Consider the following 23,297-nt stretch of genomic DNA (forward strand, 5'->3'; position numbering starts at 1 on the left):
TCTTGTTAGCAAAGCGCGGCAAGCATACCAGAAAGTGCAACGAAGATCTGTGGCTTACACGACCTCAGATAGCCCACATATTGACGCCAAATCACATCAAGGGTTCCAAACCATGGCAAATAACGTCACCGGTATTCAAAGAATAGTGAATGCAGCCGGTTATTCCTGGCAGGGCTTGCGCGCCGCCTGGAAACATGAAGCCGCATTTCGTCAGGAAGCCATTGCTGCACTGGTGGCGATTGTGGTGGCCTGCTGGCTGGATGTTGATGCGATTTCCCGTGTGCTGATGATTGGCTCCGTGGTGTTGGTAATCATTGTTGAAATCCTGAATAGCGCCATTGAAGCGGTGGTGGACCGCATTGGGCAAGAGCGCCATCCTTTAGCCGGACGAGCAAAAGATATGGGCTCAGCGGCGGTGTTGCTGGCTATCTTACTGGCTCTGTTTATCTGGATCGCACTGCTCTGGTCGCATTTGCGATAGGTATTCCAGAATCTTCAAACCGCTGATTTTTACCTCTGTTTTGGTTTTCATTTCGCCAATACCTGTATATACTCACAGCGACTGTATAAACAACCAGGGGGCGGGATGAAAGCGTTAACCACCAGGCAGCAACAGGTCTATGATCTGATTCGCGACCACATTAACCAGACCGGCATGCCGCCAACGCGTGCGGAAATTGCTGCGCAACTGGGTTTTCGCTCGCCCAATGCTGCGGAAGAACATCTGAAAGCACTGGCGCGTAAAGGCGTCATCGAGATTGTATCCGGCGCATCTCGCGGCATCCGCCTGCTAATGGAAGAAGAAGTCTCCGAAGGGTTGCCGCTGATCGGTCGCGTGGCCGCCGGTGAGCCGCTGCTGGCGCAAGAGCACATCGAAGCGCACTATCAGGTTGATGCCAATCTGTTTAAACCTACCGCCGATTTTCTGCTGCGGGTGAGTGGTATGTCGATGAAAGACATCGGGATTATGGACGGCGACTTGCTTGCCGTGCATAAAACCCAGGAAGTCCGTAATGGTCAGGTTGTGGTGGCGCGCATTGATGATGAAGTGACCGTCAAACGCTGGAAAAAGCAGGGTGCCATTGTGCATTTGCTGCCAGAAAACACCGAATTCCAGCCGATTGTGGTCGATACCCGTGAGCAGGCTCTGACCGTTGAAGGTTTGGCTGTGGGCATCGTACGTAACGGCGAATGGCTGTAATCTCTCATTGAATTCCCCCGCTGCGGTTGGTCGCTGTGCTGACCGCAGTCTGATACATTGATTTTCCTCCTCAGGCTGATTGTCGGTTAATGGTCCTATTGACCAGCGCAACAATGGAACGGGCGAATGCGGCTGTTTTCCTCTTCAGATAAAGCATTGTGGCGGCTGGCGCTGCCGATGATTCTCTCCAATATTACCGTTCCTCTGCTCGGTGTCGTCGATACGGCAGTGATTGGCCATCTCGATAGCCCCATTTACCTCGGTGGCGTGGCGGTAGGTGCAACGGCGACCAGTTTCATCTTTATGTTGCTGTTGTTCCTGCGCATGAGCACCACGGGTTTGACTGCGCAGGCGTTTGGCGCGAACGATAAAACCGCCTTAGCGCGGGCGTTGACGCAACCTCTGCTGATCGCCCTGGTGGCGGGCGTGCTGTTTTTATTACTGCGCGCGCCCTTCAGTTTGATCGCAGCCTCATTAATGGGCGGCAGCCCGGAAGTGCAACACCAGGCACAAATTTTTATCAACATTCGCTGGCTTAGCGCACCGGCGACCTTAGCCAATCTGGTGATTTTGGGCTGGTTGCTTGGCGTGCAATATGCGCGAGCGCCGATGGTGCTGCTCATTGTCGGTAACCTGGTGAATATCCTGCTCGATCTCCTGTTTGTGCTGAAGCTTCACTGGGGCGTTGCAGGTGCGGCGGCGGCAACGGCGGTGGCAGAGTACGTCACGCTGGGTGTGGGGTTATGGATGGTGGTACGTGTGCTTAAGTTGCGTGGCATTTCTTTCAATCTGCTAAAACAGAGTTGGCGTGGTGATGCGGCACGCCTGTTCCGGCTCAACCGCGACATCATGCTGCGTTCGCTGATGGTGCAAATCTGTTTCGCGTCACTCACCTTGCTGGGCGCGCGTTTAGGGCCAGATGTTGTTGCGGTGAATGCCGTACTGCTGATGTTCCTGACGTTTACGGCCTATGCGCTGGATGGTTTTGCCTATGCCGTGGAGGCCTGCTCCGGTGAAGCGGTGGGGGCGCGAGATCGCAGTCGCTTATTACTGATTTGGCATGCTGCCTGCCGTCAGGCTGGTATCGTTGCCCTGGCGTTCGCAGCCATCTATGCGATAACCGGCCCCCAAATTGTGGCGTTGCTCACCTCGCTTGAGCCACTGCGAGAGATGGCCGATCGCTATCTTGGCTGGCAGGTGATTCTGCCGCTGATCGGTGTCTGGTGTTATCTGCTGGACGGTATGTTTATCGGCGCCACGCGCGGGCGCGAAATGCGCAACAGCATGGTGATGGCGGCAGTGGGTTATGGGCTTGCCTTACTGACACTCCCGTGGCTCGGCAATCACGGCTTATGGCTGGCGGTGACGGTGTTTCTTGCCTTGCGTGGCTTGACGCTCTGGTGGATGTGGCGACGCCACTGGCGACACGACAGCTGGTTCACTGTTTGAATAAGCGAAGCGTAACCTACAGATTATTCTGTATTTTTTTGCGTAATCCTATCTGGCTACTATAATTATCTCAAACGGCGCAATTGAGTAGCGCGTTGTGTGGGTGATTACCTGATTTATCAGGAGATCATCGCATCTCACTCAGGATGATGTGGAGGATTATGATGAACAAAGACGAAGCGAGCGGTAACTGGAAGCAGTTTAAAGGGAAAATGAAAGAGAAGTGGGGCAAGCTGACGGATGACGATATGACGGTCATCGAAGGTAAGCGCGATCAGCTTGTCGGTAAAATTCAGGAACGCTACGGCTACGCGAAAGACCAGGCCGAAAGCGAAGTGAAAGACTGGGAAAGTCACAATAAAGATTACCGCTGGTAACCGGAATTAAGGAAGATGCTCCTACCCCGCCGATCACCCGTCGGCAAGGCACAAGGAAGTGCCACTCACCCTTTTCTCACTTTCTTTTTCGTATCAATCTCATGATCGTGATCGCAGCTATCGTGATGATTACACGCTGCGACTTCTGCGCAGTTCTCACACAAACCATGGGCTTCAATAACCGTGTGGCGCAATGAGAAACCGGCCTGATCGGCCAATCCCGAAATAATCTTTTCTACGCCCTGTGCGTGTTTTTCACTGACTGCCGCACAACCATCACACACCAGCATCACCGAAGTATGCGCAGGCTCGTCGAAATGGTGGCAAACCACATAACTGTTATTTGATTCGACACGATGAATAAAACCCTGCTCCAGCAGAAAATCCAACGCGCGGTAAATGGTCGGAGGTTTAGCCTGCGGCTCGCTGATGCGAAGTTGATCCAGCAGATCGTAAGCACTGATCGAACCATTCTGCTCAGCCATTAAACGCAACACTTCAGCGCGTTGAGTGGTCAGGCGCACGCCGCGGTCAAGGCAAAGGGATTCTGCCTGAGTAAGCAGTTGTGCGGGCGTGAGGTTTGACATAAGTGTTCTCCAGGTTGCAGGCGATGTTATTTTATCACACAAACTTTTACCCTGCTGTGATTGCTTTTTACCCTGTTAAAGACCTGGAAAAATCCCGCTAATCAATAAATTAACTTAACCTTCCTGTTGTGCTGATAAAACTGCTCATTTCAGACCCTCTATGAGATCAGTCATATAGCGTAATTATCACGCTATTTTTGCTTTGCAACTCACCGGGTTAGCGTCTAAGGTTCAAAAGGTCTTAAGTAATATCTGGCATCAATTTAGGCTTTGTTCATTTTTCTGCATAACTAAACAGCAGAATGGTGTGGTTGTATCCAATTCTGCGAACAGCAATGCTATTTCCTTTTAATTCACAGCAATGATGCGTTAGCCAGGGTTCAGAATAGCGGCTAACTAAACTGTTTCGTTTCTGAGTTATTCAGCGACATTTCAAAGGTGATGGCAGGCTCATGGTGAAGACATTATTCAGGCACAAAAAAGTAGCTTATCTTGTTGGTTTGAATGCAGTATTTCTTTCTTCTTCAGCTCTGGCAGCAGGTACATGGTATGACGCGCGTAACGATGCCATGGGTGGCACCGGCGTCGCTTCGTCAACCTGGAATTCAGCGGTGCTGGCTAACCCGGCATTGATGACCAAAGCCAAACCTGAAGATAACGTCAGCGTCATATTCCCTTCAGCCGGTGTGCAGGTTACCGACAAAGACAAATTAATTAACAAAGTTGATGACATCACGGACAGTGTTGATCGCTACAAAAACGTGATCGACAACCTGACGTTTGCCGACTATTTAAGAGGTTATCCGGAATTAAAGGCTGCGGCTGGTGATATGGCTAATCAGCTGGATGACTTAAAGGGTGATAAAGCACACGGTACTGCGGGTGTCGCTTTTGCTGTTACTGTACCGAATGAAACACTGCCTTTTGCCTTTATTACCAAAGCCTACGGCACGGCCAGTGTGCAGGCTAACGTTGTGGACAGCGATATTACCTATCTGCGCGGTGTGGCTAACGGCACGGTGATCCCCGTGCCAGGCGATCAGGATAAACTGAGTTCGAGCGGTCATGGTCTGGCAGCACTAGTCACGGACTATGGTGTGGCACTGGCACATGAATTTGATGTCGCTGGCCATCCGGTTTCTGTGGGCGTGACACCAAAGCTGCAAAAAACCTGGCTGTATAACTACACCGCCAGTATTTATAACTTTGATAAAAGTAATATCAACAACAGCCAATACCGCAGTTCCGATACCGGCTTCAATATTGATGCAGGCATCGCGACCGACTTTGGTGAGCATTGGACGTTGGGTGTGACAGGGCAGAACCTGATCTCACGCGACATCGACACCAAAACAGTGGAAGGCTACCGCGATACCTATCAAATCCGTCCGCTGGTCACGTCAGGTCTGGCCTGGAACTACGGCGCGTTCACCCTGGCAGGCGATGTTGATTTGACGCAAACCAAGCGTTTCAAATCGGAAGAAAGCAGCCAATATGCGGGAGTGGGTGCCGAGTATCGCGTGCTGGATTGGTTAGCACTGCGCGCGGGTTATCGTGCGGATATGAAATCAAATGATGCCAATGTGTTTACCGCAGGTCTGGGCGTTTCACCGTTTAACAACACGGTGCATCTGGATCTTGCTGGTTCAGTGGGTGACGATAATACCTGGGGCGGCATGCTGCAGCTCGGATTTAACTTCTGATTGCGTCATTTCACATCACGCTAACATTCACCCTGAAATGGCGTGAACATGCTCACAAAAACAGGTCGCCATTGGCGGCCTGTTTCATTCCTGGGCGCAGAATTTGTGATCGTTATCAATCAGCGAAGCTGTGCCAGATTCAACTGGGAAAGTAGCCAATCTTTAAAGCTATCTAACGCAAAGTGGCGATGCTGATGCCGTGGCAACACCAGGTAATGGCCGATATAGTGAATCTCCTGGGTGGTCTCAATCAGCGGACAAACTAAGCGCCCACTGGCAAGCTCTCGTTCTGCTAATAATTTGGATTCCAGCACCACTCCCAGACCATCAACGGCAGCGGCAATCGCCATAAAACTGCGGTCAAAGCGCAAACCATAATGGCGCGGAGGCGTCAGGTGATTGGCTTCAAACCAGCCCTTCCATTGGTAGAGTTGCACATCGCACTGAATCAACGATTGGTGATAGAGGTCCTCCGGGCAGCGGATGCGTGCGGCAATCTCTGGTGAGCAAAGCGGTGTTAATTCCTCCACGGCCAGCGGGATTTTCTCGTAAGGCGAAGGACGCGGCTCGCCATAAACAATATCTAAATCATAGTCATCCTGCTCAAAGCGCGCATATTCGGTGCTGGCTGAAAGACGCAGATCAATATGTGGGTGTGCGGCAATAAAGCTTCCCAGGCGGGGTAATAGCCACTGATGGGCAAAGCTTGGCGCGGTGTGCAGACGCAGTGGCCGCGATTCATCAGCAGTGACGAGCGAAAGCCCACGCTGCATCTCATCAAATCCCCGCTGGATATGTTCCAGCAAGATTGCCCCTTCTTTGGTTAGCATGATTTCGCGCGTACTGCGCTGAAACAGGCGCGTGTCGAGCGTCTCCTCCAGCTTACGAATCGCATGACTAATGGCGCTAGGCGACAAATCTAACTCTTGCGCTGCGGCGGTAAATGCCCCTGTGCGGCCTGCGGCTTCAAACGCGCGCAACAGCGACAGTGGGGCTTTTTTTAATAATGTCATTTGTGAATCCCATTCAACAGTTGATGCATTTTTTGCTTTTGTCGGCAGGCGCCAGGGCTGAGTAATCTGCTGCTAAACGGCAAGCAGGTGAAAATGGCACGTGAATCCGCTGCAGCTTTCACCATGACAGATCGCTCTTCTGCTTGCCAACTCTGCTGATTTTCTCTTCTTTCAGGAACAGATATGACGACTCTTGCAGAACCGGAATTGAGCCTTACACAGCGGCTGTCACAGCACGCTTATCGTATTCGTCGCTACGCGTTGCAAATGGGCGAAGTACAGGGGCAAGGCTATATCGGCCAGGCTCTGGGACTGGCTGATATGCTGGCCGTGGCATGGTGCCATGCGATGAATTACCGCGCGGAAGAACCCGAATGGGAAGGCCGCGACCGTTTTCTGCTTTCCCACGGCCACTATGCGATTGCACTTTATGCGGCGTTGATTGAAGCGGGCGTGATTCCTGTGGAGGAGCTGGAAACGTATGGATCTGATGATAGTCGCTTACCGATGTCGGGCATGGCGACCTACACGCCAGGCATGGAAATTTCAGGCGGATCGCTCGGACAGGGGCTGACGATTGGTGTCGGTATGGCATTGGCATTGCGTCATAAAGGAAATCCGGCTTTTGTTTACAACTCAATGTCAGATGGCGAACTGGATGAAGGGGCAACCTGGGAAGCTGCGATGGGAGCGGCACATCATCAACTGAGTAATTTGATCGTCATGGTGGATATCAACCAGCAGCAGGCAGATGGCCCCTCTGGCAAAGTCATGGGATTTGAACCGCTGGCAGATAAGTGGCAGGCATTTGGCTGGCATGTGCAGCGTGTGGATGGCAATGACATTGCTGCTGTGAAGCAGGCATTTGATCGGGCACGCGCGTTAAGCGAACCCAAGCCGCGCGTCATTCTGCTGGACACGCTAATGGGTAAAGGCGTGCCATTCCTGGAAGCGCGTGAAAAGAATCATTTTATTCGTGTGGATGCTGACGAGTGGCAACAGGCCATCACCATCCTCGATCAGGCTCAGGAGGCTACGCAATGAGCAGCATCATCACAGAGAAAAAGCCACGCCTGACAACGTCGGCGATGATTGCCTCAATTGCCGCAGAAGGACAAGCCACAGTTGCCGCGCCCTTTGGTCATGCGCTGGTCAAAGCTGCAGCCACCCGACCGGAGATCGTCGGGCTGACTGCCGACCTGTCAAAATACACCGATTTGCACATCTTTGCTCAGGCCTACCCCGAGCGTCATTTCCAGATGGGCATGGCGGAGCAGCTGTTGATGGGCGCAGCCGGTGGCATGGCGAAGGAGGGCATGACGCCATTTGCGACCACCTATGCGGTGTTTGCCACGCGTCGTGCCTACGACTTTATCCATCAGGTGATCGCGGAAGAGCAGCTGAATGTGAAAATCTGCGCTGCGCTGCCGGGGTTAACCACCGGCTACGGCCCAAGCCATCAGGCCACTGAAGATATCGCGCTGATGCGGGGTATTCCGGGCATGACCATTGTTGATCCTTGTGATGCGCTGGACACGGAGCAAGCCGTTGCCGCTATCGCTGACCATCAGGGGCCGGTTTATATGCGTCTGTTGCGCGGTAAGGTGCCGCTGGTGCTGAACGAATACGATTATCAATTCGAACTGGGCAAAGCCAAATTGCTGCGCGATGGCCGTGATGTGCTGCTGATTTCCAGTGGGATTATGACGATGCGAGCACTGGAGACAGCAAAAGCGCTGGCAGCCGATAACGTCGATGTTGCGGTATTGCACGTACCGACTATCAAGCCTCTGGACACTGAAACCATTATCACCCAGTGCCGCCGTGCCGGGCGTTTAGTGGTGGTGGTTGAGAACCATAGCGTGGTCGGTGGTTTGGGTGAGGCGGTGGCGACCACGTTAATGCATGCGCAGGTCATGCCCGTGTTTCGTCAAATCGGCTTGCCCGATCAGTTCCTGGATGCGGGCGCGTTGCCCACTTTGCACGACCGCTACGGCATTTCCACAGACGCGATGGTCAGCGCGATTCGCGTCTGGCTGGCATAACGGCGCGAAAGGAGAACAGCATGAAGGTGATATTTGTCGGCACCGGGGCAATTGGTGTTCCTATGGCTTGCCAGATTCAGCGTGCAGGGCATGCGGTAATCGGAGTGGATGTGTTTGAAGCGTCGCGCCAGCGTGCTCAGGCGCAGGGAATTGAAGCGGTTAGTCGCATTGCAGAAGCACCTGAAGCGGATGTAGTGGTGGTGATGGTCGCCACGCCACAACAGCTGCAGGCGCTGGTGGCGGAAGCGCTGCCGCAGGTGGCTGGTCAGCACTGGGTCATCATGTCCACTGTCGGGCCGCAGGCGGTACGTGAGGCGGCTTCTTCACTGATTGCTGCCGGTGCGCAGGTCGTGGATGCACCGGTCACGGGCGGAACCGCCCGCGCCAGCACCGGTGAGTTAGTGATTTTTGCTTCCGCCGCATCTGCCGCCATTGCCTTTGTTGAGCCAGTACTCAAAACCATGGGATCGGTGTCGATAGTGGGTGACGAGGTTGGCGAGGGGCAGGGGATCAAGGTGATCAATCAGCACCTTTGCTCGGTGCATATTGTGGCAGCCGCGGAGGCGCTAAGTCTGGCAAAGTCGCTGGGGTTAGCACCCGCTCAGGTATTGAAACTGGTCGAGCGCGGCGCGGCGGGATCGTGGATGTTGTCAGATCGTGGTCCGCGCATGCTGGAGGGGACAGATGTCCCGGTCTCCAGCGCCATCAACATCTTTGTCAAAGATAGCGGGTTAGTGGCAGAGGCGGCGACCGCCTGCCACGCTGAGGTTCCGCTGTTACAGGTCGCTCATGCTCGTTATCTGGCGGCAGCAGAAGCCGGATTGGGGCAACGTGATGACAGCAGAGTGATCGAGACCTGGAGCAAACCTGCAAATTAACCGCTCCATCACTGCTGCCCGAAAAATACGATAATACCGGGGTAACACATGAACACGACTTCTGTACCTGCAAACACCCGCGACAATGCGGCGAAAGTCTCTTTCGCCTCAATGATTGGCTCAGCGGTGGAGAGCTATGATTTCTTTATCTACGGCACCGCCGCTGCAGCCTGGTTTGGTAAGATCTTTTTCCACACGCAAGAGCCTATCGTCGGCATTCTGGCGGCATTCGCCACTTTAGCGGTCGGCTTCCTGATGCGCCCGTTTGGCGGTTACCTCGCCGGTCATTTCGGCGATCGCTATGGCCGAAAAACCGTGCTGTTCTGGTCATTACTGGCCATGGGCGGTGCCACCGTATTGATCGGTGCGTTGCCAACCTATGAGCAGGCTGGGGTGCTGGCACCGATCTTGTTGATCTTATTACGCATGATCCAGGGGATCGGATTCGGCGCAGAGTGGGGCGGCGCGGTGTTAATGGCATTTGAGCATGCGCCCGTGAAAAAGCGCGGTTTCTATGGTGCAGTACCGCAACTCGGGATACCACTCGGCCTGCTGCTGGCGAATGGCTCTTTCCTGCTCTCTGCGGCACTGTTTGAAGGTGATTGGGTGTGGCGCATGCCGTTCCTGATCTCGTTTGTGATGGTGGCCATTGGCATCTTTATCCGAATGCAGGTCGCGGAATCGCCGGAATTCGAGAAAGCCAAAGCAGATAAGCAGATTGTGCAACAGCCCGCGCTGGAAGTGATTCGTCGCGACTGGCGCACCATCGTCAAAATTATGGGGCTACGCCTGGCAGAGACGGGTGGCTACTACATCACGACCAGTTTTATGTTGTCCTATGTGGTGCTGGCGGAAATCACAGATACGCGCCATGTGTTATGGGGCACGTTGATTGGTTCAGCGCTGGGGCTCGGCAGCCATCTGCTGTATGGCGCGCTAAGTGATAAGGTGGGACGTCGCCCAATATTCCTGATTGGCGCCATCTTCACCATTCTGTTTGGCATTCCTATGTTTATGCTGATCAACACCGGTGCAGTGATGATGGTGATTGTCGCTGTCGCTATGTCTCTGCTCTTTAGCCATGACCCGATTTTTGCGGTGGAGTCGAGTTGGTTCTCCGAGCAGTTTCCGGCTAACGTCCGCTCCTCGGGTATTTCATTGGGCTACAACGGCGCGTCCGTAGTGGCGGGGCTGTTACCGTTCATCGCAACAGGCGTGTACGGCATGGTCGGCTGGATCGGACCGGCGGTGATGTTCTCGTTACTGGGTGTCATTTCAACCTGGGTCGCCTTCAACACACGGGAAACCGCGCCGGTGAAAGTGGGCGAGCCCTCTCTGCCAGCCTCATCAACCTCAACAGCCCCGACGGTGTGAGTGAAATAACGGGCGGCTGTGTCGCCCATTATTGCTGTGGTATCATTGCGCAGTTTCTCGTCACTCACTAACTCCGGATTTACTGCGTTTCATGACCGATACTTTCTCTTCGCAACGTTTTTCTATCGCTCCGATGCTGGACTGGACCGATCGCCACTGCCGTTATTTTCACCGTAAGCTGAGCGGCGATACGCTGCTGTATACCGAAATGGTGACCACGGGCGCCATTATTCACGGCAAAGGCGATTATCTGGCTTACAGCGAAGAGGAGCATCCGCTGGCGCTGCAGTTGGGCGGCAGCGATCCGGCAGCCCTGGCGCAATGTGCGAAGCTGGCGGAAGCGCGCGGTTACGACGAGATTAACCTTAACGTCGGTTGCCCATCCGATCGCGTGCAGAATGGGCGCTTTGGTGCCTGTCTGATGGCTGACGCCGCGCTGGTCGCAGATTGCATTAAAGCGATGCGCGATGTGGTCAGTATTCCGGTGACGGTGAAAACCCGTATCGGAATTGATGAGCAGGACAGCTACGCATTTCTGTGTGATTTCATTGGTACGGTGGCCAATAAGGGCAACTGCGATACCTTTATTATCCATGCGCGTAAGGCATGGCTTTCTGGTTTAAGCCCGAAAGAGAACCGTGAGATTCCGCCGCTGGATTATCCGCGTGTCTATCAGCTGAAGCGTGATTTTCCGGCGCTGACCATGGCGATTAACGGCGGCATCAAGACGCTGGAAGAGGCGAAAACGCATTTGCAGCATATGGATGGTGTGATGATGGGCCGTGAAGCGTATCAGAACCCCGGCATCCTGGCGCAAGTGGATCGTGAACTGTTTGGCCGCGATACGCCGTCTGTCGATCCGGTCGCGGTGGTGCGTGCGATGTACCCTTACATCGAAGCGGAGCTGAGCAAAGGCACCTATCTGGGGCACGTTACACGCCATATGCTGGGCCTGTTCCAGGGCATTCCTGGTGCGCGCCAGTGGCGTCGTCATTTAAGTGAGAATGCCCATAAGCCGGGTGCCGATGTACGGGTGCTGGAAGCGGCACTGGCGCTGGTCGCGGATAAGATTCCACAGGAAGCCTGATTGTAGGTGAGTTGCGGTGGGCCGGTGTGCCCGGCCATAAAAGGGCAGTCCGAACGCCAGGGAAAGCACCTCTGTGCCGATCTGCCGCGCGAACATTCGCCCCATTTTTGGGAAACGGCCCGATGCTGCGCATGGCTGAAAACGCTCTCAGCGTATTTGTCTCTGGCGCGGAAGCTTTGCTTTTCTGACGGGCCATTTCTGTCCCTTCAGAGGAGCATCGCTGCCGTTAATACGGTTTAAAATGCACCAATAATTAGTGAATTTCATCACTGCTGAAATACCTCCTCTGAATATAACATCTTATTTTTCAATGTATTAACCGTATGCCTATATTGGCACGTATCTTGTAATACATTCTGTGTTACTTACACAGGAGAGCCTTCGTGGAAATTTTATTTGTTATCGGCTTTTTTCTGATGCTGTTGCTGACTGGCGTTTCACTGCTGGGCGTTATCGCTGCATTGGTTGTTGCCACCGTTGTGATGTTCCTCGGCGGGTTATTCGCGCTTATTATCAAGTCGTTACCGTGGCTGGTGTTGGCGGTGGTAGCCGTGTGGCTTTATCGCGCCTTTACGACACCGAGCGGTGAAGTGAAATTGAACAGACTGAAAAGAAAAATCAGTAAGTTAGAGCGTCGTGGTTGGCGCTAAATGCGGGAGCGATCACAGAGTCGGTAATTGCTTAGTACGAATCTGCAATTAAACATATTTTTTACTTATGTTTTCTGTCAGGATGCGTAAAGTAATTCAAAACGAATTCATCGCCGCTGACCCTACACCAGCGCGAACTATAAAAAGAAAGAAAAAAGGGCTTCCTTCGGGAAGCCCTTAACTTTTTAGGGAATCAGCAAGCTGGAACCTTGCGTGGCGCGGCTCTCAAGAACCTGATGCGCGCGCACCGCATCGCTCAAGGCAAATTTCTGCTCTTCTGGTACCTTCAGCTGAATCGCACGACTGGCAATTAACGAGAACAACTCGTTGCTGGCATTATCCAGTTCCTGACGATTGGTAATGTAACCAAATAGCGAAGGGCGTGTGACAAACAGCGAACCTTTCTTGTTCAGAATCCCAAGATCAACGCCGGTGACGGGGCCCGAGGCATTACCAAAACTCACCATTAAGCCATGACGACGCAGGCTATCGAGAGAAGGCTCCCAGGTGTCTTTCCCCACCGAGTCATACACCACCGCGACCTTTTCACCGTCAGTCAATTCACTGACGCGCTGAGCGATATTCTCCTCGCGATAGTTAATGGTCGCCCAGGCACCGGCATTTTTTGCAATCTGCGCTTTTTCGGCGGAGCCCACGGTACCAATCAGATGCGCGCCCAGCGCTTTAGCCCACTGACAGGCAATCAGTCCCACGCCGCCCGCTGCGGCATGGAACAGGAAGATTTCATCGGCTTTCACTTTGTAGGTCTGACGCAGCAAATACTGTACGGTTAAGCCTTTCAAAAACGAGGCAGCACCTTGTTCAAAGCTAATGCTCTCCGGCAGGATCACCAGGCGCTCTTCCGCCACGTTATGCATTTCGCTATAGGCACCCAGCGCAGCCTGACAATAGACCACGCGGTCGCCGGGCTTAAAGCGCGTCACGCCTGAGCCAACGCGTTTCACCACGCCAGCGGCTTCAGTGCCCAGTCCGGACGGGAAAGCTGCCACCGGATAGAGCCCGCTACGCACATAGGTGTCGATATAGTTGATGCCAATCGCCTTGTTTTCGACCTGAACCTCATGTTCGGCGGGATCGGCCAGCTCAAAATCGACCCATTGCAGTACCTCCGGGCCACCGTGTTGGTTGAACTGAATACGCTTTGCCATTCTGACTCCTGTGATTGTTCATCCTGGGACGGTATACTTGCGCGTCCCTTTCACGATCGGTAATGCATTCACTATGGCAGGAAATAAACCCACCAACAAATCCAACGAACCCCGCGATCGTCAGCTGGAAGGCGTGAAAATGCCGCCGCACTCTATTGAAGCGGAGCAGTCGGTGCTCGGTGGGTTGATGCTGGATAACGAACGCTGGGATAACGTCTCCGAGCGCGTGGTGGCGGATGATTTCTTCAACCGTTCGCACCGCATGATCTTCTCTGAGATGCAGCGTCTGCTGGAAATGGGCCAGCCGATTGACCTTATTACGCTCTCTGAATCGCTGGAAACACTGGGCGAGCTGGAGATGGCCGGTGGCTTTGCTTATCTGGCAGAGCTGGCGAAAAACACGCCAAGTGCGGCGAACATAGGCGCTTATGCGGATATCGTGCGTGAACGTGCCGTTGTGCGCCAAATGATCTCGGTCGCGAACCAAATTGCTGATGCCGGTTACGATCCGCAGGGGCGCAGCAGTGAAGATTTGCTCGATTTCGCAGAATCCAACGTCTTTAAGATTGCTGAACAGCGCGCCAATAAAGCAGAAGGCCCGCAGAACATTGAGCAAATTCTGGAAGCCACGGTATCGCGTATTGAAGCGCTGGTGTCGACCCCGCACGATGGTGTCACCGGAGTGGATACCGGCTATCAGGATCTCAACAAAAAGACCGCCGGTTTGCAGGGTTCAGATTTGATCATCGTGGCGGCGCGTCCGTCGATGGGTAAAACCACTTTCGCCATGAACCTGTGCGAAAACGCCGCGATGCTACAAGACAAACCGGTGCTGATTTTCAGTCTGGAGATGCCCAGCGAACAGCTAATGATGCGTATGCTGGCGTCATTGTCGCGCGTGGACCAGACGCGCATTCGTACCGGCCAGCTGGAAGACGAAGATTGGGCGCGCATCTCTGCCACCATGGGCATCCTGCTTGAGAAGAAGAACATGTTTATCGATGATTCTTCTGGTCTGACGCCCACGGAAGTGCGTTCGCGCGCGCGCCGCGTGTTTCGTGAGAATGGCGGTTTAAGCCTGATCATGATCGACTATCTCCAGTTGATGCGCGTGCCGGCGCTATCGGACAACCGTACGCTGGAGATCGCAGAGATCTCGCGCTCGCTCAAGGCTTTGGCGAAAGAGCTGAATGTTCCGGTGGTGGCGCTGTCGCAGCTTAACCGCTCACTGGAGCAGCGCGCCGATAAACGTCCGGTGAACTCGGATCTGCGTGAATCGGGTTCGATCGAGCAGGATGCTGACTTGATTATGTTCATCTATCGCGATGAGGTGTATCACGAAAACAGCGATCTTAAAGGGATCGCCGAGATCATCCTCGGTAAGCAGCGTAACGGCCCTATCGGCACAGTACGATTGACCTTCAATGGCCAGTGGTCGCGTTTTGATAACTACGCAGGGCCGTCTTACGACGACGAATAATCCTTTCCAACGAGATGCATGCACGATTTGTGCATGCATTTCACGTCATCAGAAAATAGTGTTGGACAACCTTGGCTTTAATCAGGTTATCTGTACCAAAGCGCACCCTATAACGCTGTGGAAGCAGAATGACTCAGGTAGACGATTACGACCTTAAGATATTGACACTATTACAATCTAACGGCCGCCTTACCAATCAGGAACTCAGTGATTTAGTCGGTCTTTCGGCGTCTCAATGTTCACGCCGCCGCATCAATCTCGAACAGGCAAACCTCATCCTCGGCTATCACGCACGGCTCTCGCCGGACGCGGTGGGTCTTGGCATGGTGGGCTTGATTGAAGTGCGTTTAAAGAATCACACGCCAGATTATGAAGAGAGTTTCCATCGCATGGTGGCAGAAGAGGATGCGATTGTTGATGCCTTTAAAACCACCGGTGATGCTGATTATCTGCTGAAAGTGGCCGTGGCTGATTTAGCCTCGCTGAGTGCGTTGATCAGTCAGCTGGTGGCTGGCCATCAGAGTGTGGCCCATGTGAAAACCTCCGTGGTGTTGAGCCGTTTAAAAGAGAACGGCTTGATGATTATCCCCGAGCACAAAACGCGCCAAAAAAGTGCATGATGTGCTAATCTGGTGCAATTAACGCACATTGAATGCAAACAACGCGCACCAGAAAACAGATTTGTGCATGAATCAACGATTGAAGCTTGGGTTGATGCACAAAAACCTGCAATAAAAGCGCCTTAGATATCAATTGGATAATCGCTGGCACCCCATAGGTGGCGACTTAGCGCCGCCTATGTGGTGCGTTTTTTGCATTTGAACCGCATCATTTGCACTGAGATTACTCCATGGATAACGTTGTTCAACCCACTAAAATTCCTCATTCACGTATTGAAGATGCGCTGGCGATAGTGCTCGGCACGTTAATGGTTTCCTTTGGCGTGATGATGCTGAAACAGGCGGGCGCGCTGACTGGCAGCACTGCAGGTATCGCGTTCTTAATCAGCTATCTGACGCACCTCTCTTTTGGTAGCGCATTTTTCCTGATTAACCTGCCGTTTTACTGGCTGGCAGTGCGCCGCATGGGCTGGGAATTCACGATTAAAACGTTCTGCGCGGTGGGGCTGGTTTCACTGTTCACACACATGCATCCGATGTTCATCCATTTTTCTGCGTTAAATCCGTTTTATGCGACATTGTTCGGTAACGTGGTGATGGGGATTGGGTTTATAGTGTTGTTTCGTCACAAAGCCAGTCTCGGCGGTATCAATATTTTGGCACTCTGGCTGCAGGACCGCATCGGTCTGCGCGCCGGCAAACTGCAAATGGCGGTAGATACCTGCGTGGTACTCGCTTCGCTTTTCGTGGTGTCGCTGCCGATACTTTTGGCCTCAATTGCGGGCGCGGTGATCCTCAATCTCATCATCGCTATGAATCATCGTCCCGGCCGCTACATGGTTTAATGACGCCTCTTTACCGACTATTTATGACCAATCATGGAGATCTGCACCGTGTTTCAAAACGTTGATGCTTATGCTGGCGATCCAATTCTGTCGCTGATGGAAACCTTCAAACAGGACCCACGCGACAATAAAGTGAATCTGAGCATTGGTCTCTATTACAACGAGGCGGGCATCATTCCTCAGTTGCAAGCCGTGGCTGCCGCAGAAGAACGCCTGCAGGCGCAGCCGCATCAGGCGTCACTTTACCTGCCGATGGAAGGCCTGGGCCCATACCGTAATGCGATTGCACCGCTGCTGTTTGGCAAAGAACACCCGATGCTGAAGGCCGGCCGCATTGCTTCCATCCAGACGTTGGGTGGCTCCGGTGCACTGAAAGTAGGGGCGGATTTCCTCAAGCGTTACTTCCCGAACTCAAATGTTTGGGTGAGCGATCCGACCTGGGAAAACCACATCGCAATTTTCAACGGTGCCGGTTTCGACGCACAGACTTATCCGTGGTACGACGAAGAGACCAACGGCGTGAAGTTTGATGCGTTTATTGCCAAGCTGAAAACGCTGCCGAAGCAATCTATCGTGCTGTTGCACCCATGCTGCCACAACCCGACGGGTGCGGATCTGACGAACGCACAGTGGGATGAAACCACCGAAGTATTGAAAGCGCAGGAACTGATTCCGTTCCTCGATATCGCTTATCAGGGCTTTGGTGCCGGTATGGAGCAGGATGCTTACGCGATTCGCGCGATTGCGGCTGCGGGCTTGCCAGCGCTGGTCAGTAACTCATTCTCGAAAATCTTCTCGCTGTATGGCGAACGCGTTGGCGGCCTGTCCATCGTGTGCGAGAGCGCAGAAGAATCTGCACGCGTGCTTGGTCAGCTGAAAGCCACCGTGCGTCGCAACTACTCCAGCCCACCAAACTTTGGTGCGCAGGTGGTTTCTTGCGTACTGAACGATGAAGCGCTGCTGAACAACTGGCTGGCCGAGGTGGAAGCGATGCGCCTGCGCATCATCGAAATGCGCCAGACGCTGGTCAACGTATTGAGCACCAAACTGCCGGGCAAAAACTTTGATTACCTGCTGAAGCAGCGCGGTATGTTTAGCTACACCGGTTTAAGTGCGCAGCAGGTTGACCGTCTGCGTGATGAGTTCGGCGTGTATCTGATTGCCAGCGGCCGTATGTGCGTGGCTGGCCTCAACAGCCGTAACGTTAACCAGGTTGCTGAAGCCTTTGCTGCCGTGATGTAACGCACTACGCAGCACGAGAAAACCGTCATGCCTCCGGGCTGGCGGTTTTTTTATGCTCGTAATCGGGTGCCATCGCCTTTACCTTTGGCTGACTTGCTGCACACTTAAACGGTGTAATGACGTCTGTATCGAAACCGATGGCAGGCGTCATCGGGCCTCAAATCGGCCTCTACCAAGGAGAAAACAGCATGAACATTTCGGACCTCCTCACCTACTGCATGAGCAAATCGGGTGCGGAGCAGAGCTATAAAAATGAATGGGATGCCACACAGGTAAAAAGCGAAGGCGTACTGTTTGCCATGGTGCATGAGGTGAAAGGGCGTCCGGCGCTCTCGTTGAAAACCTCGCCTGCGCTGGCTGATTTATTGCGCGAAGAGCACAATGATGTATTCCCGAGCGAGCATCTAAATAAGTCGCACTGGAGCACGCTGTGGCTGGATGGATCCCTAAAGGATTCGCAGATTTATTATCTGGTGGAGGCTTCCTGGCAACAGGCTGACGCCACGCGCGCGGCGGGCGTCAGCCATGATGAAGACGCGCGCTAATTAAGCCGCTGACTCTTCACGCAGGGTGTTGATATCAATCACGAAGCGGTATTTCACGTCGCTTTTCAGCATACGTTCGTAGGCTTCGTTAATCTGGTTCATGGCGATCAGCTCGATATCTGAAGTGATACCGTGCTTGCCGCAGAAATCCAGCATCTCCTGTGTCTCAGCGATACCACCGATCAGTGAACCGGCGATGCTGCGACGTTTGAAGATCAGATTAAAGACCTGTGGAGCCGGATGATCGTGCTCTGGCGCGCCCACCAGCGTCATGTTGCCATCGCGTTTCAGCAGGGCAATAAACGGGTTGAGATCGTGCTGAGCAGCCACGGTGTTGAGGATGAAATCGAAGCTGTTGTTGTGCTGCGCCATTTGATCAGCATCTTTCGAAATCACCACTTCATCAGCACCCAGGCGCTTACCGTCTTCAATCTTCGATGGTGAAGTGGTGAACAGCACCACATGCGCGCCCATCGCATGCGCGATTTTCACGCCCATATGGCCGAGGCCGCCCAGACCGACGATGCCCACTTTCTTACCTGGACCGACGTTCCAGTGACGCAGCGGTGAGTAGGTGGTGATACCGGCACACAGCAGCGGGGCAACGCCTGCCAGCTCAAGGTTTTCCGGCACGCGCAGCACAAAGCTTTCATCAACCACCATGCTGGTGGAGTAACCGCCGTAGGTGATGGCGCCGGTTTCGCGATCTTCACCGTTATAGGTGCCAACAAAACCGTTTTCGCAATACTGCTCCAGTCCTTCCTGGCAGCTTGGACAGCTGCGGCAGGAGTCAACCATACAGCCGACACCGACCAGATCGCCCACTTTGTATTTGTGAGTGTGGCCGCCAACGGCGGTAACGCGTCCAACGATCTCATGGCCTGGCACCACCGGGAAGATGGTGTTTTTCCATTCGTTGCGCGCCTGATGCAGGTCAGAGTGGCAAACGCCACAGTACAACACTTCAATCTGCACATCATGAGCGCGCAGCTCGCGCGGCTTATAGTCGAACGGGGCGAGTTTAGTTTTCGCGTCCTGTGCGGCATAGGCATGCGTAATATTCATGGTGTCTCCAATCGGGTGTGTCGTGAGTGTTTTGCGGGATCCCGTTCAGCGAGCTGAAGGGACAAAGGCGTAACGAGCTACGCCAAAAAGGAACTGTGTAAGGATAGTCAGCAGGATGAGATGCGTATATGCCTGAAGTTGTCTGATTCTTGCCTGTTTCTGCATTTTGCTGCGGAATCTGACAGCGAGGTATCAGGCCCGACTGACTGCAATATTCAGCGAGTAAACTAGAGAGTGCGGCGTCTGTGGATTGAAAGAAATAAGAAGGCCCGCACTGCGGGCCTTCAATTTTACTTCTTCTTCAACATCGGCTTAAGGAAGCGAGCGGTGTGGGATTTTTCACACTCCGCCACGGTTTCTGGCGTGCCAGAAATCAGGATTTCGCCGCCGCCGCTACCACCTTCTGGGCCGAGATCGACAATCCAGTCAGCCGTTTTGATCACGTCGAGGTTGTGTTCAATCACCACAATGGTATTGCCCTGATCGCGCAGCTGATGCAGCACTTCCAGCAACTGCTGAATATCAGCAAAGTGCAGACCCGTGGTTGGCTCATCAAGGATATAGAGCGTCTGCCCGGTGCCGCGTTTTGACAGCTCACGCGCCAGTTTCACACGCTGCGCTTCACCGCCTGACAGCGTAGTGGCTGACTGGCCGAGGCGAATGTAGGACAAGCCCACGTCGATCAGCGTTTGCAGTTTACGCGCCAGCGCAGGGACAGCATCAAAGAACTCACGCGCTTCTTCGATAGTCATATCCAGCACTTCGTGAATGCCTTTGCCTTTGTATTTAATCTCCAGCGTTTCGCGGTTATAGCGTTTGCCTTTGCACTGATCGCACGGCACATACACATCCGGCAGGAAGTGCATTTCGACCTTGATCACGCCATCGCCCTGGCAGGCTTCGCAACGTCCACCGCGCACGTTAAAGCTGAAGCGTCCTGGATTGTAGCCACGGGAACGTGCTTCCGGCACACCGGCAAACAACTCACGCACCGGGGTGAAAATGCCGGTGTAAGTAGCAGGGTTCGAGCGCGGCGTACGGCCAATTGGGCTCTGGTCAATGTCGATGACTTTATCGAAATGCTCCAGACCGGCGATCTCGCGATACGGCGCCACTTCCGTGGTGGTCGCGCCGTTCAGCTGACGCTGGGCAATCGGGAACAACGTATCGTTAATCAGCGTGGATTTACCGGAACCGGATACACCGGTAATACAGGTAAACAGACCCACCGGGATCGTCAGCGTGACGTCTTTCAGGTTGTTGCCACGCGCGCCGGTAAGTTTCAGCACTTTTGCCGGATCGCCTTTCACGCGCTGTTGCGGAATGGCGATTTCGCGCTTGCCACTCAGATACTGACCGGTCAGCGAAGCTTCGTTAGCCATAATGGCATTCACGTCACCCTCAGCCACCACCTGACCGCCGTGCACACCCGCGCCAGGACCGATATCAATCACGTGGTCAGCGGCGCGAATCGCATCTTCATCGTGCTCGACCACAATCACGGTGTTGCCGAGATCGCGCAGGTGAATCAGCGTACCAAGCAGACGTTCGTTATCGCGCTGATGCAGACCAATTGAGGGCTCATCCAGCACATACATCACGCCCACCAAACCCGCACCGATTTGACTTGCCAGACGAATACGCTGCGCTTCGCCGCCAGAGAGGGTTTCTGCGGAACGCGACATCGACAGATAATTCAAACCGACATTAACGAGGAAGCTCAGGCGATCGCCGATCTCTTTCAGGATTTTTTCGGCGATCTGCGCACGCTGCCCGCTCAGTTTCAGATTGCGGAAGAAGTCGGTGGCATGGCCAATACTCATCTCAGAGATGGTCGGCAGGTTGGTATTCTCAACAAATACATGGCGTGCTTCACGGCGCAGGCGTGTGCCTTCGCAGCTGGTGCAGGAGCGGTTGCTGATGAATTTCGCCAACTCTTCACGCACCGCATTGGATTCCGTCTCTTTATAACGACGTTCCATGTTGTGCAGCACACCTTCAAACGGATGACGACGTACCGAAGTGTCGCCCCGATCGTTGATGTATTTAAATTCGATACTCTCTTTGCCGGAACCGTACAGAATCACTTCGCGCGCTTTGTCGCTCAGGCTGTTGAACGGCGCTTCGACATCGAAATCCAGATGCTCTGCCAGCGAGCGCAACATCTGGAAGTAATAGAAGTTGCGGCGATCCCAGCCACGAATTGCACCGCCAGCCAGTGACAGTTCAGGGTTCTGCACCACACGATCGGGATCGAAATACTGCTGCACGCCGAGCCCATCACACGTTGGGCAGGCACCAGCCGGGTTGTTGAACGAGAACAGGCGCGGTTCCAGTTCACTCATGCTGTAGCCACAAATTGGGCAGGCAAAGTTAGCCGAGAACAGCAGCTCTTCGGTATCGCTGTCATCCATATCGGCGACGATGGCGGTGCCACCACTCAGTGCCAACGTGGTTTCAAAGGATTCGGCTAAGCGCGTTGCCAGGTCATCGCGCACGCGGAAGCGGTCCACCACGACTTCGATGGTGTGTTTCTTCTGCAGTTCCAGCTTTGGCGGATCGGAGAGATCACAGACTTCGCCATCGATACGGGCGCGGATGTAGCCTTGCGCCGCGAGGTTTTCCAGCGTTTTGGTGTGTTCGCCTTTGCGATCTTTCACCACGGGTGCCAGCAGCATCAGACGACGGCCTTCTTCCTGCGCCATCACCTGATCCACCATCTGGCTCACGGTCTGTGCCGCCAGCGGAACATCGTGATCCGGGCAGCGCGGCTCACCCACACGGGCAAACAACAGACGCAGATAGTCATGGATTTCAGTAATCGTGCCGACCGTCGAGCGCGGGTTATGCGATGTGGATTTCTGCTCAATAGAAATGGCGGGCGAGAGACCTTCAATATGGTCCACGTCCGGTTTCTCCATTAATGAAAGAAACTGGCGCGCATAGGCCGAGAGCGATTCAACATAGCGACGCTGACCTTCGGCATACAACGTATCAAACGCCAGCGAAGACTTACCGGAACCCGACAGACCGGTGACCACAATCAGCTTATCGCGAGGGATGATCAGGTTGATATTCTTCAAATTATGGGTGCGAGCACCGCGGACTTCGATCTTATCCATTCACCTTTCCCGGATTGAACAACACTCGCCATGCCTTGCCAGCATGACCAGCAGAAACGCGTTAGTATGGCACAAAAAATAAACTGAATAAATATCCAGTGTTTTTGCTATTCTGTGTGCCAAATAAAAATTGCGAGCCTGCTCTGAAGTGGGCACCGTCATTGTGACGTGATACAATTTTTGGCTTAGACTTTTAGCATCAACTCATCGGGAGACAGCAACATGGCCAGTCGTGGCGTAAACAAAGTGATTCTTGTCGGGAATCTGGGTCAGGATCCGGAAGTGCGCTACATGCCAAATGGTGGCGCGGTAGCCAACATTACGCTGGCCACGTCGGAAAGCTGGCGCGACAAGCAAACCGGTGAAAATAAAGAGATCACTGAATGGCACCGCGTTGTGCTGTTCGGCAAACTGGCTGAAGTGGCGGGTGAATACCTGCGTAAAGGCTCTCAGGTTTACATCGAAGGCCAGCTGCGTACCCGTAAATGGCAGGATCAGAGCGGTCAGGAAAAATACACCACCGAAGTGGTTGTTAACGTTGGCGGCACCATGCAGATGCTCGGTGGACGTCAGCAGGGCGCGAACGCAGGCGGCGCACCGATGGGCGGCCAGGGCGGCGGCAATAACAACGGTTGGGGCCAGCCACAGCAACCTCAGCAGCAGCCTCAGGGCGGCAACCAGTTCAGCGGCGGCGCACAACAGCGTCCGCAGCAGCAGAGCGCACCGGCGAACAACGAACCGCCAATGGACTTTGACGACGACATCCCGTTCTGAGTCAACGCTCACGCATAACTTCTCGCTAAGGCCTCGTTTTACGGGGCTTTTTTGTATCTGGCTCTCAGGTT

General features: G+C 53.7%; 22 protein-coding genes. 17 read left to right on the forward strand and 5 right to left on the reverse strand.

Annotation, left to right across the window (positions count from 1 at the left end):
• Positions 1-112 precede the first annotated feature (112 nt).
• The 4 genes from WFP70_RS16985 to WFP70_RS17000 all read left to right on the forward strand — a co-directional run bounded on the left by WFP70_RS16985 (position 113) and on the right by WFP70_RS17000 (position 3,027).
• Positions 113-481 carry a diacylglycerol kinase gene (locus WFP70_RS16985; RefSeq protein WP_337023895.1) on the forward strand — a complete coding sequence of 123 codons (369 nt, stop codon included), beginning with the start codon at positions 113-115 and terminating at the stop codon, positions 479-481.
• Between the two features lie 105 nt (positions 482-586).
• Positions 587-1,201, forward strand: a complete 615-nt coding sequence (gene lexA, locus WFP70_RS16990) for a transcriptional repressor LexA (RefSeq protein WP_034826962.1) — start codon at positions 587-589, stop codon at positions 1,199-1,201.
• Between the two features lie 126 nt (positions 1,202-1,327).
• A complete protein-coding gene (gene dinF, locus WFP70_RS16995) occupies positions 1,328-2,650 on the forward strand; it encodes an MATE family efflux transporter DinF (protein ID WP_337023896.1) in 1,323 nt (440 codons plus the stop codon).
• A 164-nt stretch (positions 2,651-2,814) separates the two neighbouring features.
• Positions 2,815-3,027: a CsbD family protein gene (locus WFP70_RS17000; protein WP_034826959.1), complete on the forward strand. Its 213-nt coding sequence runs from the start codon at positions 2,815-2,817 to the stop codon at positions 3,025-3,027.
• A gap of 65 nt (positions 3,028-3,092) precedes the next feature.
• Here the strand turns inward: WFP70_RS17000 and zur are convergent, their stop codons facing one another.
• The gene (zur, locus tag WFP70_RS17005; protein ID WP_337023897.1) at positions 3,093-3,614 is read right to left on the reverse strand and encodes a zinc uptake transcriptional repressor Zur; all 522 of its coding nucleotides are present in this window, start codon (positions 3,612-3,614) and stop codon (positions 3,093-3,095) included.
• A gap of 452 nt (positions 3,615-4,066) precedes the next feature.
• On the opposite strand from zur, the gene traF reads away from it, so the two are divergent.
• Positions 4,067-5,317 (forward strand): conjugal transfer protein TraF, encoded by a 1,251-nt coding sequence (gene traF / locus WFP70_RS17010; RefSeq protein ID WP_337023898.1) that lies wholly within the window; start codon positions 4,067-4,069, stop codon positions 5,315-5,317.
• Between the two features lie 119 nt (positions 5,318-5,436).
• Here traF and WFP70_RS17015 read toward each other — a convergent pair whose 3' ends face one another.
• Positions 5,437-6,330 (reverse strand): LysR substrate-binding domain-containing protein, encoded by an 894-nt coding sequence (locus WFP70_RS17015; RefSeq protein WP_337023899.1) that lies wholly within the window; start codon positions 6,328-6,330, stop codon positions 5,437-5,439.
• Positions 6,331-6,513: 183 nt separating this feature from the next.
• Between WFP70_RS17015 and WFP70_RS17020 the strand changes: the two genes are divergently transcribed.
• From WFP70_RS17020 to pspG, 6 genes are all read left to right on the forward strand, one after another.
• Positions 6,514-7,374 (forward strand): transketolase, encoded by an 861-nt coding sequence (locus tag WFP70_RS17020; protein WP_058960071.1) that lies wholly within the window; start codon positions 6,514-6,516, stop codon positions 7,372-7,374.
• Complete coding sequence (locus WFP70_RS17025) at positions 7,371-8,375, forward strand: transketolase family protein (protein ID WP_442956354.1); 1,005 nt, start codon at positions 7,371-7,373, stop codon at positions 8,373-8,375. The genes WFP70_RS17020 and WFP70_RS17025 overlap by 4 nt, the downstream gene beginning before the upstream one ends.
• Positions 8,372-9,253, forward strand: coding sequence for an NAD(P)-dependent oxidoreductase (locus WFP70_RS17030; protein ID WP_442956355.1), 882 nt, complete (start codon positions 8,372-8,374; stop codon positions 9,251-9,253). The genes WFP70_RS17025 and WFP70_RS17030 overlap by 4 nt, the downstream gene beginning before the upstream one ends.
• Positions 9,254-9,301: 48 nt before the next feature.
• Positions 9,302-10,627 (forward strand): MFS transporter, encoded by a 1,326-nt coding sequence (locus WFP70_RS17035; RefSeq protein WP_058960074.1) that lies wholly within the window; start codon positions 9,302-9,304, stop codon positions 10,625-10,627.
• Positions 10,628-10,718: 91 nt separating this feature from the next.
• Positions 10,719-11,714, forward strand: coding sequence for a tRNA dihydrouridine(20/20a) synthase DusA (dusA, locus tag WFP70_RS17040; protein WP_160868417.1), 996 nt, complete (start codon positions 10,719-10,721; stop codon positions 11,712-11,714).
• Positions 11,715-12,097: 383 nt separating this feature from the next.
• Positions 12,098-12,364, forward strand: coding sequence for an envelope stress response protein PspG (gene pspG, locus WFP70_RS17045; RefSeq protein WP_337023901.1), 267 nt, complete (start codon positions 12,098-12,100; stop codon positions 12,362-12,364).
• A gap of 185 nt (positions 12,365-12,549) precedes the next feature.
• On the opposite strand, the gene WFP70_RS17050 is transcribed toward pspG, so the two are convergent.
• Positions 12,550-13,533 (reverse strand): quinone oxidoreductase, encoded by a 984-nt coding sequence (locus WFP70_RS17050; protein WP_038643631.1) that lies wholly within the window; start codon positions 13,531-13,533, stop codon positions 12,550-12,552.
• Positions 13,534-13,606: 73 nt separating this feature from the next.
• Here WFP70_RS17050 and dnaB point away from each other — a divergent pair, with 73 nt between their 5' ends.
• The 5 genes from dnaB to WFP70_RS17075 all read left to right on the forward strand — a co-directional run bounded on the left by dnaB (position 13,607) and on the right by WFP70_RS17075 (position 18,265).
• A complete protein-coding gene (gene dnaB / locus WFP70_RS17055) occupies positions 13,607-15,013 on the forward strand; it encodes a replicative DNA helicase (protein WP_034826934.1) in 1,407 nt (468 codons plus the stop codon).
• Positions 15,014-15,141: 128 nt separating this feature from the next.
• Complete coding sequence (locus tag WFP70_RS17060) at positions 15,142-15,633, forward strand: Lrp/AsnC family transcriptional regulator (protein WP_034826932.1); 492 nt, start codon at positions 15,142-15,144, stop codon at positions 15,631-15,633.
• Between the two features lie 230 nt (positions 15,634-15,863).
• Positions 15,864-16,478, forward strand: coding sequence for a YitT family protein (locus WFP70_RS17065; RefSeq protein ID WP_337023902.1), 615 nt, complete (start codon positions 15,864-15,866; stop codon positions 16,476-16,478).
• A 48-nt stretch (positions 16,479-16,526) separates the two neighbouring features.
• Positions 16,527-17,720, forward strand: coding sequence for an amino acid aminotransferase (locus tag WFP70_RS17070; RefSeq protein WP_097119024.1), 1,194 nt, complete (start codon positions 16,527-16,529; stop codon positions 17,718-17,720).
• Positions 17,721-17,908: 188 nt separating this feature from the next.
• On the forward strand, positions 17,909-18,265 hold the full coding sequence (locus WFP70_RS17075) for an MmcQ/YjbR family DNA-binding protein (RefSeq protein WP_058960078.1): 357 nt from the start codon (positions 17,909-17,911) through the stop codon (positions 18,263-18,265).
• Here WFP70_RS17075 and WFP70_RS17080 read toward each other — a convergent pair whose 3' ends face one another.
• Positions 18,266-19,330, reverse strand: a complete 1,065-nt coding sequence (locus tag WFP70_RS17080) for an NAD(P)-dependent alcohol dehydrogenase (protein ID WP_034826924.1) — start codon at positions 19,328-19,330, stop codon at positions 18,266-18,268.
• A 290-nt stretch (positions 19,331-19,620) separates the two neighbouring features.
• Positions 19,621-22,452: an excinuclease ABC subunit UvrA gene (gene uvrA / locus WFP70_RS17085; protein ID WP_337023903.1), complete on the reverse strand. Its 2,832-nt coding sequence runs from the start codon at positions 22,450-22,452 to the stop codon at positions 19,621-19,623.
• Between the two features lie 222 nt (positions 22,453-22,674).
• On the opposite strand from uvrA, the gene ssb1 reads away from it, so the two are divergent.
• A complete protein-coding gene (gene ssb1, locus WFP70_RS17090) occupies positions 22,675-23,226 on the forward strand; it encodes a single-stranded DNA-binding protein SSB1 (RefSeq protein WP_034826920.1) in 552 nt (183 codons plus the stop codon).
• Positions 23,227-23,297 lie beyond the last annotated feature (71 nt).

It is taken from the genome of Pantoea sp. USMM079, from assembly GCF_037153115.1.
Classification (GTDB): domain Bacteria; phylum Pseudomonadota; class Gammaproteobacteria; order Enterobacterales; family Enterobacteriaceae; genus Pantoea; species Pantoea communis.